This is a genomic window from Xanthomonas sp. NCPPB 3005, from assembly GCF_041228095.2.
Classification (GTDB): domain Bacteria; phylum Pseudomonadota; class Gammaproteobacteria; order Xanthomonadales; family Xanthomonadaceae; genus Xanthomonas_A; species Xanthomonas_A bonasiae.
The window spans coordinates 3,793,053-3,811,274 of sequence record NZ_CP166096.2 but is presented as its reverse complement, the minus strand read 5'-3'; the positions used below and the strand labels follow the sequence as shown (position 1 = coordinate 3,811,274).

The 18,222-nt window shown below is 69.3% G+C and carries 14 protein-coding genes; 11 read left to right on the top strand and 3 right to left on the bottom strand.

All coding sequences use genetic code 11. From position 1 onward, the window contains the following. Positions 1–7: 7 nt before the first annotated feature. Positions 8–2,695, bottom strand: coding sequence for a TonB-dependent receptor (locus tag AB8810_RS16430; protein WP_369914235.1), 2,688 nt, complete (start codon positions 2,693–2,695; stop codon positions 8–10). A gap of 477 nt (positions 2,696–3,172) precedes the next feature. Beyond that, positions 3,173–4,069 (bottom strand): LysR family transcriptional regulator, encoded by an 897-nt coding sequence (locus tag AB8810_RS16425; RefSeq protein ID WP_369914234.1) that lies wholly within the window; start codon positions 4,067–4,069, stop codon positions 3,173–3,175. A 102-nt stretch (positions 4,070–4,171) separates the two neighbouring features. On the opposite strand from AB8810_RS16425, the gene AB8810_RS16420 reads away from it, so the two are divergent. After that, the gene (locus AB8810_RS16420) at positions 4,172–5,179 is read left to right on the top strand and encodes a YeiH family protein (protein ID WP_369914233.1); all 1,008 of its coding nucleotides are present in this window, start codon (positions 4,172–4,174) and stop codon (positions 5,177–5,179) included. A 294-nt stretch (positions 5,180–5,473) separates the two neighbouring features. After that, positions 5,474–6,484 (top strand): cation diffusion facilitator family transporter, encoded by a 1,011-nt coding sequence (locus AB8810_RS16415; RefSeq protein ID WP_369914232.1) that lies wholly within the window; start codon positions 5,474–5,476, stop codon positions 6,482–6,484. A gap of 120 nt (positions 6,485–6,604) precedes the next feature. On the opposite strand, the gene AB8810_RS16410 is transcribed toward AB8810_RS16415, so the two are convergent. Beyond that, positions 6,605–8,668, bottom strand: coding sequence for a 3-hydroxyacyl-CoA dehydrogenase NAD-binding domain-containing protein (locus AB8810_RS16410; RefSeq protein WP_369914231.1), 2,064 nt, complete (start codon positions 8,666–8,668; stop codon positions 6,605–6,607). A 238-nt stretch (positions 8,669–8,906) separates the two neighbouring features. Here AB8810_RS16410 and rpoE point away from each other — a divergent pair, with 238 nt between their 5' ends. From rpoE to recO, 9 genes are all read left to right on the top strand, one after another. Next, entirely contained in the window at positions 8,907–9,527 is a 621-nt protein-coding gene (rpoE, locus tag AB8810_RS16405) for an RNA polymerase sigma factor RpoE (protein ID WP_053835168.1), read from the top strand. Continuing rightward, positions 9,524–10,480, top strand: coding sequence for a sigma-E factor negative regulatory protein (locus AB8810_RS16400; protein ID WP_191824858.1), 957 nt, complete (start codon positions 9,524–9,526; stop codon positions 10,478–10,480). Before rpoE ends, AB8810_RS16400 begins: the two co-directional genes overlap by 4 nt. 100 nt (positions 10,481–10,580) lie before the next feature. Then, a complete protein-coding gene (locus AB8810_RS16395) occupies positions 10,581–12,149 on the top strand; it encodes a DegQ family serine endoprotease (protein ID WP_206258741.1) in 1,569 nt (522 codons plus the stop codon). Between the two features lie 214 nt (positions 12,150–12,363). Continuing rightward, on the top strand, positions 12,364–14,154 hold the full coding sequence (gene lepA, locus AB8810_RS16390) for a translation elongation factor 4 (protein WP_179565498.1): 1,791 nt from the start codon (positions 12,364–12,366) through the stop codon (positions 14,152–14,154). A 112-nt stretch (positions 14,155–14,266) separates the two neighbouring features. Next, positions 14,267–15,067 (top strand): signal peptidase I, encoded by an 801-nt coding sequence (gene lepB, locus AB8810_RS16385; protein WP_009583229.1) that lies wholly within the window; start codon positions 14,267–14,269, stop codon positions 15,065–15,067. Between the two features lie 23 nt (positions 15,068–15,090). Further along, on the top strand, positions 15,091–15,468 hold the full coding sequence (locus AB8810_RS16380; RefSeq protein ID WP_179563682.1) for a DUF4845 domain-containing protein: 378 nt from the start codon (positions 15,091–15,093) through the stop codon (positions 15,466–15,468). Then, a complete protein-coding gene (rnc, locus tag AB8810_RS16375) occupies positions 15,458–16,138 on the top strand; it encodes a ribonuclease III (RefSeq protein ID WP_179563683.1) in 681 nt (226 codons plus the stop codon). The genes AB8810_RS16380 and rnc overlap by 11 nt, the downstream gene beginning before the upstream one ends. Then, positions 16,135–17,037: a GTPase Era gene (gene era / locus AB8810_RS16370; protein WP_369914229.1), complete on the top strand. Its 903-nt coding sequence runs from the start codon at positions 16,135–16,137 to the stop codon at positions 17,035–17,037. The genes rnc and era overlap by 4 nt, the downstream gene beginning before the upstream one ends. A gap of 351 nt (positions 17,038–17,388) precedes the next feature. Beyond that, positions 17,389–18,189, top strand: a complete 801-nt coding sequence (gene recO / locus AB8810_RS16365; RefSeq protein WP_369914228.1) for a DNA repair protein RecO — start codon at positions 17,389–17,391, stop codon at positions 18,187–18,189. The last annotated feature ends 33 nt before the right edge of the window (positions 18,190–18,222 follow it).

Genomic DNA, 18,222 nt, shown 5'->3' with positions numbered 1-18,222 from the left:
GAAGGGCTCAGAACGTGTAGGTGGCTTCCAGCGCGAAACGGCGGCCGAACAGCTGATAGCCGCCGTCGTCCTGGTTGGCCAGGCGGTTGCGCTTGTTGTCGCTGTAGGCGCGCAACGGCTCGTTGGTCAGGTTGCCGACCTGGAACTTCAGCCCCAGGTGCTCGCTGAAGCGCCAAGCCAGGCTCAGGTCCACCGTGCCTTCGCTTTCCAGCCGCGCCAGGCGTGCGGCGTTCCAGCCGTACACCACGGTGTAGGGGCTGTGGTACTTGTAGCCCACGCGCGCTTCGAACTTGCTGTTGCTGTACCACAGGTCGAAGGTGCCGGTGTTGCGCGCCAGGCCGCTGAGCGGCAGCGGATCGTCGGCCGGCGAGAACTCGTGCAGGCTGGACTCGACGTAGGAATAGTTCGAGTAGACGCCGAAGTTCTCCATGTGCGGGATGAAGAAGAACGGGGTCTGGAAGGTCAGTTCGGCGCCGTTGATGTAGCCGCCGCCGCCGTTGAACGGGCCGCTGATCAGGTAGTCGCGGCCGTCGATGGTCTCGTGCTGGGTCTTGTAGCCGATGCTCGAGTCCACCCACTTGCGGTACAGCGCCAGCGCGGCCAGCGCTTCCTTGTGGAAGTACCACTCGTAGGACAGGTCGAGCTGGGTGGCGCGGAACGGATTCAGTTGCGGGTTGCCGCCGCTGCCGGTGAGCTGGCCGACGGTGGTGTTGGGGTCGTCGAGCGCGCGGCCGGTGCGCAGTTCGTCCAGCGGCGGCCGCGCGATCACCTTGGCCACCGAGAAGCGCAGGATGCGCTCGTCTTCGAGCAGGAAGTTGAGCGTGGCGCTGGGCAATACGTCGGTGTAGTCGTTGCTGGCGCTGCTGGGCTGGACCACGCCGCCGACGGTGTCGTAGCCGTCGCTGGTGGTGTCGGTGTGGACCGCGCGCACGCCCACGTTGCCGGTGACGTCGATGCCGAACCATTGCGAACTGAACACCGCCTTGGCGAAGGCTTCGCGCACGTTTTCCTTGACGTTCCAGTGGTCCAGCAGCTGTTCGGTGTTCAGGCCCGGATCGAAGCCGCCGAAGCCGAGCCTGGCGATCGCGTCCAGATCGCCGCCGGTCAGCGTCGGCACGTTGAGGTCGGGCATCTGCACCGGATGGATCAGGTCCTGGTAGGCGGAGATCGGTTGGTCGTAGCCGGACTGGAAGCTGGTGAAGTGGCGGTTCTCCTTCTCGCGCCGCGCCGCGCGCGCGCCGAACTGCAGCGCGGTGATCGGCGAATCGGCGATCGTGCGGCTGGCGCTGAGCGCCAGCGCCGCGATCCGGTCGCGCAGCGCCTGCGGCTCGGTCTGCCCGCTGATGCCCCATTCCGGCGTATCGGAGCTGGTGCTGATGGTGGGGGTGACGCCGTGGCGGAAATCGAAGGACACCGTGTCCGGATTGCTGCCGAAGCGCACCGCGCGCCAGTCGTTGTCGCGCTTGGCCTGCGAGAACGACAGGTCGCCGCCCAGGGTCCATACGTCGCCGCTCCACTTCGCGTTGAGGCCGCCGGCGGCGAGCGTCTTGACCTCGCTGTAGTGGCTGATGACGTGGTCCACCTGCAGGTTGGAATCGGCCAGCGTGGCGGCGACCACGTCGCCGTCGACGATGGTGTAGGACGAACCCGGGGTGGTGTACGGATTGCTGGCGGAGAAGATGCTGTAGCCGAGGTTGTTGAACCAGTTCTGGCGCTGGTCCTCGTCGATCTTGATCCGCGAATACAGGCCGTCGAGCTTGAGTTCGAGGTTGCCCGAGCGCCACTGCACGGTGCCCATCGCGCCGGTCCGGGTCTGTTCGGTCAGCTTGAGCTGGTCGGCCGCGCCCCATGGCGTGTAGTCGACCTTGCCGTCGCCATCGACGTCGCGCGCGTTGCTGTCGTCGGTATAGCCCCAACTGCCGATCGAGACGCCGGCGTTCTTCTGCTTCTGGTAGGTGGCGCCGAGCGCAATGGCCAGGTTGTCGTTGAAGCGGTGGATCCAGCTGGCGCCGAGGCGGCTGCCCCACGGCGAATAGCCGTCCACGTCCTTGGCCTCATCGTAGTAGATCGGGCCGGCGGTGCCGACGAACGTGGGGCCGGTATGGTCGAGCGGGCTGATCGTGGAGATGTCCACCGTGGCGGCGATGCCGCCTGCCACCAGGTCCGCCGACTGGGTCTTGTAGACCTTGACCGTGGAGACGATCTCGGTGGGGAACACTTCCCAGCGCACCGCGCGGTTGGGTTCGGAGGAGGCGATCTCGCGGCCGTTGACGGTGCCCATGGTCATGCGCGGACCCAGGCCGCGCACCGTGGCCAGGCTTTCGTTGCCGCGGTCGCGGGTGCCGTTGACGCCGGGCAGGCGCACCAGCGCCTCGGCCACGGTGACGTTGGGCATCTGCCCCATGTTGTCGGCGGAGATCACCTCGACCACGTGGTCGTCGAGCTGCTTGGCCTGCACCGCCTGGTCGAGGCTGGCGCGCTGGCCGATCACCATCACGTTGTCCAGGGTGACCGGTGCCTGCCCGGCATCGCCGCTCGCGGTGCCGGCCGGCGGCGCCGGATCGGCGGCGACGCTCTGCGCGTGGGCGCCGAAGCTGCTGGCCAGGGCCAGGACGATGGCCGAGCCGAGCAGCGTGCGGGCGGCCTGGTGCTGCGCGCGCCGGCAAGCCGGGCGACACTGGTGTTGAAAAGGCATCTTTGTTCCCTCCCAGGACGAAAGTTACCGAGCAAGTTGAAATGGGACCGGGCAATCCGATCCTGGCCGCGCTGGCAGGGTCGCAGGGCCTGTGGCCATGCGGACATTGCGAACGTGTGGTGCATCGCGGCCTCGCTGCGCGAGGCTTGTTGCGTTCCGGTCGCCGTCGGTGGCGGACGTGGCCCCTTGCCGCCGCTGCGATTGCCTGGAACTGGGGCGAGCATAGGAGGCGTAGCCATTCCATTCCAATGAAGCATTTTGCGTCGGCTATCTTGTTTTGGAATTGATCGCCATGTTGCAAAGCGGCATGGCAGCAAGCGCTGCGGCGCTGTCGGCGGCCGCGCACGGCGCCCGCCGCGGCGGGGCAGGGCGGCGCGACGCCTTCGCTGTAGCGCCTGCGCAAGACCGATGTGTGTTTGCCGACGCGGCTGCGCGCGGCGCGCCGATCGCCGCGATTGTGCCGGCGGGGTGGCGGCCTCAGCCAGGTGCGTCCGTGGCGTCACCGCTGTCGAGCAGGGCCGCCGCCGCCGCCCCCAGGCTGCGTTCGCGATGGCGCAACGCGTGGAACGTGCGCGCGCCCAGCGCCGTGCCGACGCGTTGCAGGCGCCCGCTCTCCAGCCACGGCGCGGCCGCCAGTTGCGAGATCGCCGCCAGGCTGTGGCCGGCGTGCACCGCCGACAGCACCGCCTCGTTCGAGGGCAGGGTCAGCGCCACGCGCAGGCGTTCCGGTGCGACCCCGGCCGCGCGCAGCGCCGCTTCGAACTCCGAACGCGTGCCCGAGCCGGCTTCGCGCATGATCCAGGTGCTGGCCTCGGCCAGCCGCGGCAGGCCCAGGCGCAGGCGTCCGGCCAGCGGATGGGCCGGCGCGGCGACCACCAGCAGGCGGTCGTGGCCGAGCGCGGACAGTTGCAACTGCGGATCGTGCACGCCGCCTTCGACGAAACCCAGTTCCGCACGTCCCTCGAGCACCGCGTGCGCCACGCTTTCGGTGTTGCCGACGCTCAGGCGGATCTGGATCTGCGGGAAGCGCGCGTGGAAGGCCATCAGCCGCGTCGGCAGCCAGTAGCTGGCCACGGTCTGGCTGGCGTGCAGGTCCAGGGTGCCGCGCAGCACGCCGCGCCACTCGCTCAGGGCCAGCTCCGCGGCACGGGTGCGCGCCAGGATCGCCTTGGCTTCCTCGAAGAACGCCGCGCCGGCGGCGGTCAGCGCGATGCCGCGCCCGACCCGGTCGAACAGCGGCACGCCGTACCGGGTTTCCAGCGCCTTGATCGCGGCGCTGGCCGCCGACGGCGTGCGATGCGCGGCCTGCGCACCCAGGGTCAGGTGCTGGCGTTCGGCGACGGCGACGAACAGGGCGAGTTGTTCCAGGGTCACGGCGGGATCGTTCGATTGAGACGAACGAACTATCCGGCATTATGCGATGGAATGACAGGATGGCCGGGCGCATCCTGCCGCCACTTCGACAGGGTGGCGGCAATGTACAAGGCACGGGACAAGGGCGCGGCACTGTTGCCGGGGCTGCTGTTGGCGATCGCGGTCGCCGCGCTGGCGTCGCTGACGGAGCAGGCGCAACTGCGCTGGCTGGGCCGGCCGTGGATCGATGCGCTGGTGTTCGCGATCGCGCTCGGCACGCTGCTGCGCACCGCGTCGCATCTGCCGGCACGCGCCGACGCCGGCATCGCGTTCGCTGCCAAGCTGCCGCTGGAAGTGGCGATCGTGCTGCTCGGCGCATCGGTCAGCTTCAGTGCGGTCGGCGCGGCTGGGGGGCTGCTGCTGGGACTGATCGCGGCCACCGTGCTGCTGGCGATCGGCATCGGCTACGGCATCGGCCGCCTGCTCGGGCTGCCGGCACGGCTGGCCACGCTGGTGGCCTGCGGCAATGCGATCTGCGGCAACTCGGCGATCGTCGCCGCGGCGCCGGTGATCGACGCCGATTCGGACGAGGTGGCCGCCTCGATCGCGTTCACCGCGGCGCTGGGCATCGTGGTGGTGCTGGCCTTGCCCCTGGCGGTGCCGCTGTTCGGCCTGGATCAGCGCCACTACGGCATCCTCGCCGGCATGACCGTGTACGCGGTGCCGCAGGTGCTGGCGGCGACGCTGCCGGTGGGCGCCGTCAGCGCGCAGGTCGGCGCGCTGGTCAAGCTGATGCGGGTGGTGATGCTGGGGCCGGTGATGCTGCTGCTCGGGCTGACCGCCGGCCGGCCGGGCGCCGCGCGGTTGCCGCTGCACCGCCTGCTGCCGTGGTTCGTGCTGGGCTTCGTCGGCATGCTGCTGCTGCGCTCCTCGGGCCTGTTGCCGCTGGCGCTGGCGGGCGCGGCGCAACGCGTTTCGGCGCTGCTGACCCTGGTGGCGATGGCCGCGCTGGGACTGTCGGTGAACCTGCGCTCGGTGCTGGCCTCCGGCGGCCGCGTGCTGGCCGCGGGCACGCTGTCGCTGCTGGCGCTGGCCGGCATCAGCGCGCTGCTGGTGTGGTGGCTGCCGTGACGCGCGGGATGGCCGCAGATGCTGTGCGCATGCTGCGCGCTGTCGCAGCCAGCAGGAGCGAACCGATCCCCGGAACGCATCGCGCCGCTGCGTTCGCGTGCGGCAGCGAATCCTGGCGACGGTGCGGCTGCCGCTGGATCGATCACTTCACGCTGCGTCGCCGGTAGCGGCTCCAGCGTTGCATCCGCGCAGTGGCTCAATAGGCCAGCCGCATGCAGCCGCGGTGTAATAGTCTCCGCCGCAGGGCCGATCTAAGGTGGCGCATCTTCTTCGCACGCACCGTCAGGCCAGCTCATGGGACACGACCACAGCCACGCACCGACCGAGATCCGCCACGAGAAACCGCTGTGGTGGGCGCTGGGGTTGACCGCCACGTTCCTGCTGGTGGAGATCGCCGGCGCGTTCCTGACCAACAGCCTGGCGCTGCTGTCCGACGCCGCGCACATGGCCACCGACACCCTGGCGCTGATGATCGCGCTGGTCGCGGTGCGGCTGAGCCGGCGCCCGCCCGATGCCAAGCGCACCTACGGCTACGCGCGGCTGGAGGCGCTGGGCGCGCTGTTCAATGGCGGCATGCTGTTCGTGGTCGCCGCCTACATCCTGTGGGAAGCGGTGCAACGGTTCCGCCAGCCGCAGGACGTGGCCACGGTCGGCATGCTCGGCATCGCCGCGTTCGGCCTGCTGATCAACCTGATCTCGATGCGCCTGCTCAAGGCCGGCAGCGGCGAGAGCCTGAACATGAAGGGCGCCTACCTGGAAGTGTGGAGCGACATGCTCGGCTCGGTGGCGGTGATCGCCGGCGCGCTGGCGATCCGCCTCACCGGCTGGAAGGTGATCGATCCGATCCTGGCCGTGCTGATCGGCCTGTGGGTGCTGCCGCGCACCTGGGTGCTGCTGCGCGAGGCGATCAACGTGCTGCTGGAAGGCGTGCCCAAGGGCGTGGACATGGCCGCGGTGCGCGGCTATCTGCGCGACGTTCCAGGCGTGGAGGACGTGCACGACCTGCACGTGTGGGCGCTGGCCTCCAGCACGCCGGCGCTGACCGCGCACGTGGTGATCGCCGACGGCGCCGATGCCGACGCGTTGCGCGCGGCCCTGTGCGATGGCCTGCATGCGCGCTTCGATATCGACCACATCACCCTGCAGATGGAAGCCGGGCACTGCGGCGCAGAGCCGTGCGGCACGCCGGCGCGCGCTGCGCAGGGGGCGCGCGACGAGCATGCGGATCACGGGCACGGCAAGCACGACGACCATGGGCATCGGCACGGCCATGCGCACGGCGCGCATGGGCATTCGCATTCGTGACACGGGATCAGGCGTCTTCCGCTTCCTGTAGGAGCGGCTTCAGCCGCGACAGGATCTCTCGGTAACGCCTGTCGCGGCTGAAGCCGCTCCTACAGGGAGCGCGGAGGACGCACGGCGGACTCAGGCCACCGGCTCGCGCAGCACCGGCGAATCCCAGCCCGGGCGCGGCGCGAAGCGCTCGCCGTAGCGCGCCTGCAGGGCGCGCAGCCGCTCCAGCAGCGCGTCGGCGCCGGCCGCGCGGATGTGCTGGATCGGGCCGCCGCGGAACGGGGCGAAGCCGGTGCCGAAGATCACCCCGGCGTCGAGCAGGTCCGCATCGGCGACCACGCCGTCGTGCAGGCAGGCCACCGCCTCGTTGAGCAGCGGCAGGATCAGGCGGTCTTCCAGATCGGCCGGCGCCTGGTAGTCCTTGTCCACTTCCGGCTTCTTCGCGCGGCCGTTTTCCCAGGCGTACAGGCCCTGGCCATCTTTCTTGCCGCGCTTGCCCGGTTCCACCGTCTGCAGCGCGGCGGGGATCGGCAGGCCCAGGAACGGCGCCAGTTCCGCGCCGACCCCGGCGGCCACGTCCAGGCCCACGGTGTCGATCAGTTCGATCGGCCCCATCGGCATGCCGAACTTCACCGCGGCCTTGTCGAGCGCCGGGCCGGGGATGCCCTCGGCGTAGGCGGTGGCCGCTTCCAGCAGGTACGGGAACAGCACCCGGTTGACCAAGAAGCCGGGCGTGCCGGCGACCGGCACCGGCAGCTTGTCGATCGCCTTGCAGAACGCGGCCAGCCGCTTCTGGTTGTCCGCGGCCAGGCCGTCGTGGCAGACGATCTCCACCAGCGGCATCTGCGCCACCGGGTTGAAGTAGTGCAGGCCGGCGAACTGCGCCGGGCGCTGGATGTGCTCGCGCAGTTCGGTCAGCGGGATCGAGGAGGTGTTGGTGCTGAGCAGCGCATCGGGCTGCATCCGCGGCTCCAGCGACTGGTACAACTCGCGCTTGGCCTGCGGATTCTCCACGATCGCCTCGATCACCAGGTCGGCCACCGGCACGCCGTCGCCGGCCAGGTCGCCCTTCAGCCGCGCCGCCACCGCCGGGCGCTTGCTGTCGTCCTTGACCCGCTTGGCGAACAGCTCGCCGGCGCGGCTCAGCGCGCCATCGATGAAGCGCTGCTCGCGATCCTGCAGCGTCACCTCGAAACCCTTGTAGGCCGACCAGGCGGCGATGTCGCCGCCCATCACCCCGGCGCCGACCACGTGCACGTGGCGGATGCCATGGTCTTTCCCGCCCAGCGCCTTGAGCCGCTCGGTGAGGAAGAAGATGCGGATCAGGTTGCGCGCGGTCGGCGTGCTCGCCAGCTTGACCACGGCCTTGCGCTCGGCGTCCAGCCGCGCCTGGATGCCGCCGCCGCCGCTGCGCTCCCAGACGCCGATCAGCGCGTACGGCGCCGGGTAGTGTTCCTTGCGCGCCTTGCGCGCGACCTGCTTGCGCATCTGCGGCGCCAGCAGCTTGCGCGCCGGCCAGGTGTTGGTGGCCCAGGCGGTGGCGCGCTGCTTGAACGGGCGCGCGCTGCCGGTCAAGGCCAGCGCCACCGCGGTATCGACCAGCACCGCCGATGCGGCGACCTTGTCGACCAGGCCCATCGCGCGGGCCGCCGATGCCGACACGGTGCGCCCGGTCAGCATCAGGTCCATCGCCGCGGGCGCGCCGATCAGCCGCGGCAGGCGCGCGCTGCCGCCCCAGCCGGGAAAGATGCCGAGCTTGGTCTCGGGCAGGCCGATGCGGGTGGAGCCGTCGCTGGAGGCGACCCGGTAGCGGCAGGCCAGCGCGATCTCGGTGCCGCCGCCCATGCAGAAGCCGTGGATCGCGGCCACGGTCGGGCAGGGCAGTTCGGCCAGTTTCTGGAAGGTGGCCTGGCCGCGGCGGATCGCGTCGTTGACGGTGCCGCGGCGATCGAATTCCTGGAATTCCTTCAGGTCCGCGCCGGCGATGAAGCCGTTGGCCTTGGCCGAGCGGATCACCACGCCCTTGGGCGGGTCGATGGCGATGCGTTCGAGCAGATCGCCCAGCTCCAGCAGCACGTCCTGCGACAGCGCGTTGACGGGCGCGTCCTGGCGGTCGAGGCTGAGCACGACGACGCCGTCGTCGCGGATATCCGCTTGCCAGTGACTGAATCGGAGCCCGTCGAAGCCTGAAAGCATGGGGAGGACCATCCGCTTATGTATGGAGAAGATCGTTATCATCCAGAGGTTGTTTCCGTTGCGTCAAATCCCAATCCACAGGGGAGTGACGCGGGTCCCGCGACCGCTGGCATGCCGCCAGCCTAACGGAATGCGGGTTAACGTCGTGGGGCGGCGGTCCGCAGGGACGCTGAACTTTTTTCCGAATTGGCGGTCAGATGGTCCGACGTAGGTTGGGCTGACAGGAGTGCGGCCCGTTATGGCCGATGTCGAAACACCTCAGGAGCTGGACCTGGAACTGGTCCGGCGTGTGCAGCGCGGCGAAAGCGCGGCGTTCGATGTGCTGGTGCGCAAGTACCAACACCGGATCGTCGGCCTGATCGGGCGCTACATCGCCGACTGGAGCGAATGTCAGGACGTGGCACAGGACACCTTCATCCGCGCCTACCGCGCGATAGGGAACTTCCGTGGCGACGCCCAGTTCTCTACATGGTTGCACCGTATCGCCGTGAACACCGCCAAGAACTACCTGGTTGCGCACAACCGCAGGCCTCCGACCGACGACGTCGACGTGCTCGATGCCGAGCAGTTCGACAGCGGCACGCGCTTGCGCGACACCGACACGCCCGAGCGCGAACTGATGCGCCAGGAGCTGGAACAGACGGTGATGAAGGCGGTGAATGCGTTGCCGGAAGAATTGCGAACCGCCATCACCCTGCGCGAGGTGGACGGGATGAGTTACGAGGACATCGCGCAGAAGATGGGTTGCCCGATCGGCACGGTGCGCTCGCGCATCTTCCGTGCGCGGGACGCCATCGACGCCGAACTCCGTCCCCTGCTGGATACCGACAGCGCCACTCGTGAGCGACACCGCGTATGACCGATAGCACGCCCATTTCCCAGCCCGAGCCGACGCCCGGCGCCACGCCGCCGGACAAGTTCGAACTGCACTACCGGCAGCAGCTGTCGGCGTTGATCGACGGCGAGCTGCCGGCCGACGAGGCGCGCTTCGTGGTGCGCCGGCTGCAGCACGACGAGGAGCTTGCCGGTTGCCACGAACGCTGGCAGCTGTGCGGCGACATCCTGCGCGGCCGCGTGTGCATGCCGGCGCCCGCCGATTTCGGCGAGCGCGTGCGCCAGGCGGTGGCGGCCGAGGCGCAACGCGCCGAGGTGGCGCGCGCCAGCGATGCCGCCGGCAGCCGCCGCACCTGGCGCTGGGGCGGAAGCGCGGCGCTGGCGGCCTCGGTCGCCGCGATCGCCTTGTTCATGACCCGCGAGCGCCTGCCCGATGCGGCGCCGGCGGCAGCGCCCGTGCAGGTCGCCAGCTCAAGCGCTCCTGCCGCCGCGCCTGCGGTTCCGGCGGCCGTGCCGCAGGTGCCGGCACCGGCACCGGCAGATCCGCAGGGCGACCTCGGCGCGGCGGTCGCCGCGGCACCGGCAGTGGCCATCGCCGCGCACCGGCGCCAGGACGCCGCCACCCGCCGCGGCGCGACCCGAACCCAGCAGGCTGCGCGCAGCAGCGCGGCGCGGGCCGCCGAACCGGTACGCGCGATCGCCGCCGCGGCCCCGTCGCGGCCAGCGGCGACCGCGCTGCCGCTGCCGGCCACGGCGACCGGCCAGGCGCTCGCGCAGCAACATGCCGGCGATCCGTTCGCGCACCAGCCCGCACCGCTGCAGGCGCGGCCATGGCCGCGCTCGGCACTGGCGCCGGCGGCGTCCAGCGGCGAGTTCACCGCCAGTTTCCCGCGCCAGGGCGCGTCGGCGGCGTTCTATCCGTTCGAGCCGCGGCTGCCGGCCGATGCGGCGCCCGCGCCGTTGCCGCAGCAGCCTTGAACCCAGGCGTCGGTCGAAGCGCGTGCTTCGCTCCGGCGCGCGGTGCCCGCGGCACCGCCGTTGTTTTCCATCCCTTTCCCGAACCGGAGGCTCGCGTCCGATGACTCACCGTATCCGCAACCATCTGCTGGGCGTGTTGGCCCTGACCCTGCCGCTGGCCGCCTGCGCGCAGCAGCCCGAGTCGGCCGCGCCCGCTGCCGCCGCGCCGGCTGCTGCGCGCGCGGCGCCTGCGCCGCAGCTGGTCGCCGGCTTGCCCGATTTCACCAACCTGGTCGAACAGGTCGGCCCCGGCGTGGTCAACGTCGAGACCACGATCAGCCGCAAGGCCGCGGCCACGCGCGCCGGCGCCGGCGGCATGCCCGACGATGCGCAGATCCCCGAATTCTTCCGCCGCTTCTTCGGGCCGGACGGGATCCCGGGGCAACCGGGCATGCCCGGCAGGCCGGGCCAGCAGGGACCGGACGAAGACGACGCGACCCCCGGCGGCCGCTCGATGGGCTCGGGCTTCATCATCTCGCCCGACGGCTACGTGCTGACCAACCACCATGTGGTCGATGGCGCCAGCGAGGTCAAGGTCAAGCTGACCGACCGCCGCGAGTTCACCGCCAAGGTGGTCGGCAGCGACCAGCAGTACGACGTGGCGCTGCTGAAGATCGACGGCAAGAACCTGCCGACGGTGCGCGTGGGCGATTCCAACATGCTCAAGCCCGGCCAGTGGGTGGTGGCGATCGGTTCGCCGTTCGGCCTGGACCACTCGGTCACCGCCGGCATCGTCAGCGCCACCGGGCGCAGCAACCCGTACGCCGACCAGCGCTACGTGCCTTTCATCCAGACCGACGTGGCGATCAACCAGGGCAATTCCGGCGGCCCGCTGCTCAATACCCGCGGCGAAGTGGTCGGCATCAACTCGCAGATCTTCTCCGCCTCCGGCGGCTACATGGGCATCAGCTTCGCGATCCCGATCGACCTGGCGATGAGCGCGGTCGAGCAGATCAAGAAGACCGGCAAGGTCAGCCGCGGCATGCTCGGGGTGACCATGCAGCCGAACATCAGCGATGTGGAGGCCAAGGGCCTGGGCCTGAGCGACACGCGCGGCGCGCTGGTCAACGGCGTGCAGCCGGGCAGCGGCGCGGCCAAGGCCGGGATCGAGCCGGGCGACTTCATCGTTGCCTTCAACGGCCAGAAGATCAATACGCGCGAAGACCTGCCGCCGCTGGTGGGCATGCTGCCGCCGGGCAGCAAGGCGCGGGTCACCGTGATCCGCGACGGCAAGCCGCGCGACATCAGCGTGACCCTGAGCGAGCTCAGCGACGACGGCATGGCCATGGGCCAGCAGCAGCCGGGCCGCGGCGACGCGGCGCCGGCGCCGCAAGCCGCCGAGAGCAGCGCGCTGGGCATCAGCGTGGAGGAGATTCCGGCGCCGGTGCGGCAGAAGCTCGGGCTGCGCGCCGACGAAGGCGTGCAGGTGGCGCAGGTGAGCCGCGCGGTGGCGAGCAAGTCGCAGCTGCGTCCGGGCATGATCGTGCTGCAGGTCGGGCGCACGCCGGTGTCCAATGCGGCGCAGTTCCGCAAGCTGACCGCCGGCGCGAAGAAGGGCGACGTGGTGATGCTGCTGGTGCGCGCGCCGGGCAGCCCGGCCAGCCAGTTCATCGCGATCAGCGTCGACTGAGCGGCCGCTCGCGGCACCGCCAATGGCGCCCAGCGAACCCCGGTTCGCTGGGCGCCATTGATTTCATTGGGGTTTGTTTCCCGAAACGCTGCCCGCGCAGCCGTTGGCCCACGCGTGCCGCAGCCGGGGCGCCTGGCTCCCTCCGGCCATGCGATAATGGCCCGTTATCCTGACGACGGTCCTGGCCGCCGCCCACCTCATGTCCTCTGATTCGATGCGGAACATCCGCAATTTCTCCATCATCGCCCACGTCGACCACGGCAAATCGACCCTGGCCGATCGCATCATCCAGCTCTGTGGCGGCCTGCAGGCGCGCGAGATGGAAGCGCAGGTGCTCGACTCCAACCCGATCGAGCGCGAACGCGGCATCACCATCAAGGCCCAGTCCGTGTCCTTGCCGTATACGGCCAAGGACGGGCAGGTCTACCACCTGAACTTCATCGACACCCCCGGCCACGTCGACTTCTCCTATGAAGTCAGCCGCTCGCTGGCCGCCTGCGAGGGCGCGCTGCTGGTGGTGGACGCTGCGCAGGGCGTGGAAGCGCAGTCGGTGGCCAACTGCTACACCGCGGTGGAGCAGGGCCTGGAAGTGGTGCCGGTGCTCAACAAGATCGACCTGCCCACCGCCGACATCGCCCGCGCCAAGGCCGAGATCGAGGCGGTGATCGGCATCGACGCCGAGGACGCGGTGGCGGTCAGCGCCAAGACCGGGTTCAACGTGGACCTGGTGCTGGAAGCGATCGTGCACCGCATCCCGCCGCCCAAGCCGCGCGACACCGACAAGCTGCAGGCGCTGATCATCGACTCGTGGTTCGACAACTACCTGGGCGTGGTCTCGCTGGTGCGGGTGATGCAGGGCGAGATCAAGCCGGGCAGCAAGATCCTGGTGATGTCCACCGGCCGCACCCACCTGGTCGACAAGGTCGGCGTGTTCACCCCCAAGCGCAAGGAACTGCCCGCGCTGGGCGCCGGCGAAGTGGGCTGGATCAACGCCTCGATCAAGGACGTGCACGGCGCGCCGGTCGGCGACACCCTGACCCTGGCCGCCGACCCGGCGCCGCACGCGCTGCCCGGTTTCCAGGAAATGCAGCCGCGCGTGTTCGCCGGCCTGTTCCCGGTCGATGCCGAGGACTACCCGGACCTGCGCGAGGCGCTGGACAAGCTGCGCCTCAACGACGCGGCGCTGCGCTTCGAGCCGGAAAGCTCCGAGGCGATGGGCTTCGGCTTCCGCTGCGGCTTCCTCGGCATGCTGCACATGGAAATCGTGCAGGAACGGCTGGAGCGCGAGTACGACCTCAACCTGATCTCGACCGCGCCGACCGTGGTCTACGAGGTGCTCAAGACCGACGGCAGCGTGATCCCGATGGACAACCCGTCCAAGCTGCCGCCGCTGAACAACGTGGAGGAGATTCGCGAGCCGATCATCCGCGCCAACATCCTGACCCCGCCGGACTACGTCGGCAACATCATCACCCTGTGCGAGGAAAAGCGCGGCAGCCAGATCGGCATCAACTACCTGGGCAGCCAGGTGCAGATCAGCTATGAACTGCCGATGGCCGAGGTGGTGCTGGATTTCTTCGACAAGCTCAAGTCGGTGTCGCGCGGCTACGCCTCGCTGGACTACCACTTCCTGCGTTTCGACGCCGGCCCGTTCGTGCGCGTGGACACGCTGATCAACGGCGACAAGGTCGATGCGCTGTCGATCATCGTGCACCGCAGCCATGCCGACCGGCGCGGCCGCGAACTGTGCGAAAAGATGAAGGACCTGATCCCGCGGCAGATGTTCGACGTGGCGATCCAGGCCGCGGTCGGCTCGCAGATCATCTCGCGCAGCACGGTCAAGGCGATGCGCAAGAACGTGCTGGCCAAATGTTATGGTGGCGACGTGTCGCGCAAGAAGAAACTTCTGGAAAAACAGAAGGAAGGCAAGAAGCGCATGAAGCAGGTCGGCCGCGTGGAGATCCCGCAGGAAGCCTTCCTGGCTGTGCTGCAGATGGATAAGTAGCTGGGATTCGGGATTCGGGATTGGGGATTGGCAAGCGCGCAAGCCTGTCCGATGTCCCGCTCTGCCGAATCTCCTCATCCCCAATCCCGAATCCCGTTCCGAAGGAACACGAATGAAATGGTTTGAAATCGCGCTGGTGGTCCTGACCTTCGCCACCGGCATCGTCTGGTTGCTGGACAAGCTGTTCTTCGCCAAGCGCCGCGCCGCGCGCGCCGGCCTGCTGGATACCGAGCCGGTGCTGGTCGATTATTCGCGGGCGTTCTTCCCGGTGCTGGCGGTGGTGCTGATCCTGCGCAGCTTCATCGCCGAGCCGTACAAGATTCCGTCCAGCTCGATGATGCCGAACCTGCTGGTCGGCGATTTCATCCTGGTCAACAAGTTCGCCTACGGCTTCCGCCTGCCGATCACCAACCAGAAGGTGATCCCGACCAGCGAGCCCAAGCGCGGCGACGTGGTGGTGTTCAAGCCGCCGCACAAGCCGGACGAGAACTGGATCAAGCGCGTCATCGGCCTGCCCGGCGACCGCATCGGCTTCCACGGCGATACCCTGTACATCAACGGCACGCCGATGAAGTACCAGGTGCGCGGCGAGTACGTCGGCAAGGGCAAGGGCGCGGAGATGACCGGGTCCACGCTGCTCACCGAATACCTGCCGGGCCGCACCCACACCGAACTGGAGTGGCTGGACCGCAACAATCCGGCCGGCCAGGGCGATTGGGTGGTGCCGCCGGGCCAGTATTTCGTGATGGGCGACAATCGGGATAATAGCGAGGACAGCCGCTTCTGGACCCAGACCCACTTCCTGCCCGAAGAGAACCTGCGCGGCAAGGCGTTCCTGGTCTGGCTCAATTGCGAAGGCTGGTTCTGCAGCGGCAGTTTCGATCCCTCGCGGATCGGGACCGGAATCCAGTGATTTCTGGCGTAAGGGGAAGCGCGATGAAGCACAAGCAAAGTGGCATGACGTTGACGTCGTTCGTGATCGTGCTGGCGGTGGTCGGTTTCTTCGCCTACATCGGCATGAAGCTGTTCCCGATGTACATGGAGTACTACGCGGTGCGCTCGGCGATGAAGGGCCTGGCCGCCGAGCCGGGCAGCGCCGACATGGATCCGGCGCAGGCGAAGATGCTGCTGTTCCGCCGCCTGGACATCAACAATTCGGACAACGTGAAGCCGGACGACGTCAAGTTCGACCGCATGGATTCGGGCTGGAAGATGCATGTGGCCTACGAAGTGCGCAAGCCGCTGGTCGCCAACCTGGACGTGGTCGGCAAGTTCGACATCACCCAGGACCTGACGACGCGCGGTGGCGAGTAAAACGATCCTGCGCGGCGACCGCATCGGTCACCGCTTCGCCGACCCGCAGCTGCTGGCGCAGGCGCTGACGCATCGCAGCGCCGGCGCGCCGCACAACGAGCGGCTGGAATTCCTCGGCGACAGCATCGTCAACCAGCTGATCGCCGAGGCGCTGTACCGGCGCTGGCCCAAGGCCGACGAAGGCGCGCTGACCCGCGCCCGCGCCGAACTGGTGCGCGAGGCCTCGCTGGCCACCATCGGCCGCCAGCTGGAACTGGGCGAGCGGCTGACCCTGGGGCCGGGCGAGATGAAGTCCGGCGGGCATCGCCGCGATTCGATCCTGGCCGACGCGGTCGAGGCGGTGGTCGCGGCGATCTACCTGGACGCCGGATTCGAGGCCTGCCGTGCGGTGATCCTGCCCTGGTTCGAGACGGCGCTGGCCGCACTGCCGGTCGGCAAGCCGGAGAAGGACGCCAAGACCCGCCTGCAGGAATGGCTGCAGGCCCGGCAGCGGGCCCTGCCGGCGTACGAGCTGATCAGCGAAACCGGCGACGAACACGCCAAGCTATTCCGGGTACGCTGCGTACTCGCCGAGCCTGCCCTCACCACCGAGGGCGAGGGCACCTCGCGACGGCTGGCCGAACAACAGGCCGCCGCCGCCGCCATCGAGCAACTGGATTCCAGCAAGTGAACGAGCAAGCGTCCCCTTACCGCAGCGGCAGCGTGGCCGTGATCGGCCGCCCCAACGTGGGCAAGTCCACCCTGACCAACGCCCTGGTGGGCGCCAAGGTCAGCATCGTCTCCAACCGCCCGCAGACCACCCGGCACCGCTTGCTGGGCATCGCCAGCTTCCCGGAAGGGCAGTTGGTGCTGGTCGACACCCCCGGCCTGCACCGCGAGCAGAAGCGCGCGATGAACCGGGTCATGAACCGCGCCGCGCGCGGCTCGCTGGAAGGCGTGGACGCCGGCTTGCTGGTGATAGAGGCCGGGCGCTGGGACGACGAGGACACGCTGGCGTTCAACGTGCTCAACGATTCCGGCATCCCGGTGGTGCTGGTGGTGAACAAGGTCGACCGGCTCAAGGACAAGACCGCGCTGCTGCCGTTCCTGCAGCAGGTCAGCGACGGCCGCAGCTTCGCCGCGGTGCATCCGATCTCCGCGCTCAAGCGCAAGGGCCTGGAAGCGTTGGTGCGCGACCTGCTGGCGCTGGTGCCGGAAGCGCCGGCGATGTTCGGCGAGGACGAGATCACCGACCGCAGCCAGCGCTTCCTGGCCGGCGAACTGGTGCGCGAGCAGCTGATGCGCCAGCTCGGCGAAGAGCTGCCGTACGCGACCACGGTGGAGATCGAGCGCTTCGCCGAGGACGGCGCGCTGCTGCGCATCGGCGCGGTGATCTGGGTCGAGCGCGAGGGCCAGAAGGCGATCGTGATCGGCAAGGGCGGCACCCGCCTGAAGGACATCGGCGCCAAGGCCCGGCAGCAGATGGAGCGCCTGTTCGGCGCCAAGGTGTTCCTGGAGACCTGGGTGCGCGTGCGCGAGGGCTGGTCGGACGACGAGGCCGCGTTGAAGGCGTTCGGGTACGGGGAGTAAGGCCGGGACTCGGGACTCGGGACTCGGGACTCGGGACTCGGGACTCGGGACTCGGGACTCGGGATTTTCGCAAATGCACCGCATTTCCGCTTTTCTGTAGGAGGGGCTTCAGCCCCGACGCCTTACCGATAACGCGTCGGGGCTGAAGCCCCTCCCACAAAAAACCGCTGAGCCGGAATACAGCTGCCGCTTCTCTTCGCAGCACGGCGCTTTTTCCTCAAATCGCTTGACAGCGATTTGCCGCCGGACAGCATCCTGGAGTCCCGAGTCCCGAGTCCCGAGTCCCGAGTCCCGAGTCCCGAGTCCCGAGTCCCGAGTCCCGAGTCCCGAGTCCCGAGTCCCGAAGCGTCCATGCTCATCGAACACGAACCCGCCTTCGTCCTGCACGCGCGCCCCTGGCGCGAGACCAGCCTGCTGGTCGAAGTGCTGAGCGCGCAGTACGGCCGCCTGGGCGTGCTGGCGCGGGGCGTGCAGGGGCCGAAGAACCAGCCGCTGCGCGCGGCGCTGCAGCCGCTGCAGTCGATCCGCTTCAGCGCGCAGCGCCGCGGCGAGCTGGCCCAGCTGCGTGCGGCCGAGGCGGTGGATACGGCGCCGCGCCTGAGCGGGGACGGCATGCTCGCCGGGTTCTACATCAACGAACTGACCCTGCGCCTGGCGCCGCGCGACGATCCTGCGCCGGACCTGTACCTGGCCTACGCACGGGTGCGCGCGCGGCTGGGCGCGGAGGCGCCGCTGGCGTGGACGCTGCGCTGCTTCGAGCGCGACCTGCTGGACGCCCTGGGTGTGGGCTTCGACCTGCGCCACGACGGCGACGGCGAGCCGATCGACCCGGCCGCGCGCTACGTGCTGGACGCCGAACACGGCCCGCGCCGCCTGCTCAGCGACCGCGGCCACGACCAGCGCAGCGGCATGGCCACCGGCCGCGCGCTGCTGGCGCTGGCCGCCGACGAGATGCCGGTGGCCGAAGACCTGCCCGGCCTGCGCCGCGGCATGCGCGTGGTGCTGATGCACCACCTCGGCGGGCGTGGCCTGAAGTCGTGGGAGATGCTGCAGGACCTGACCCGCCAGCGCCGCGACGCGGAAGCCGGGGAACTGCCGCAGGTACCTGACTCACCGGAAGTGGCTGACCCGCAGGCGCCGAAGGCCGATTGAGCTGCGCTTGCGCTGGCCGGCTTACTGCAGGGG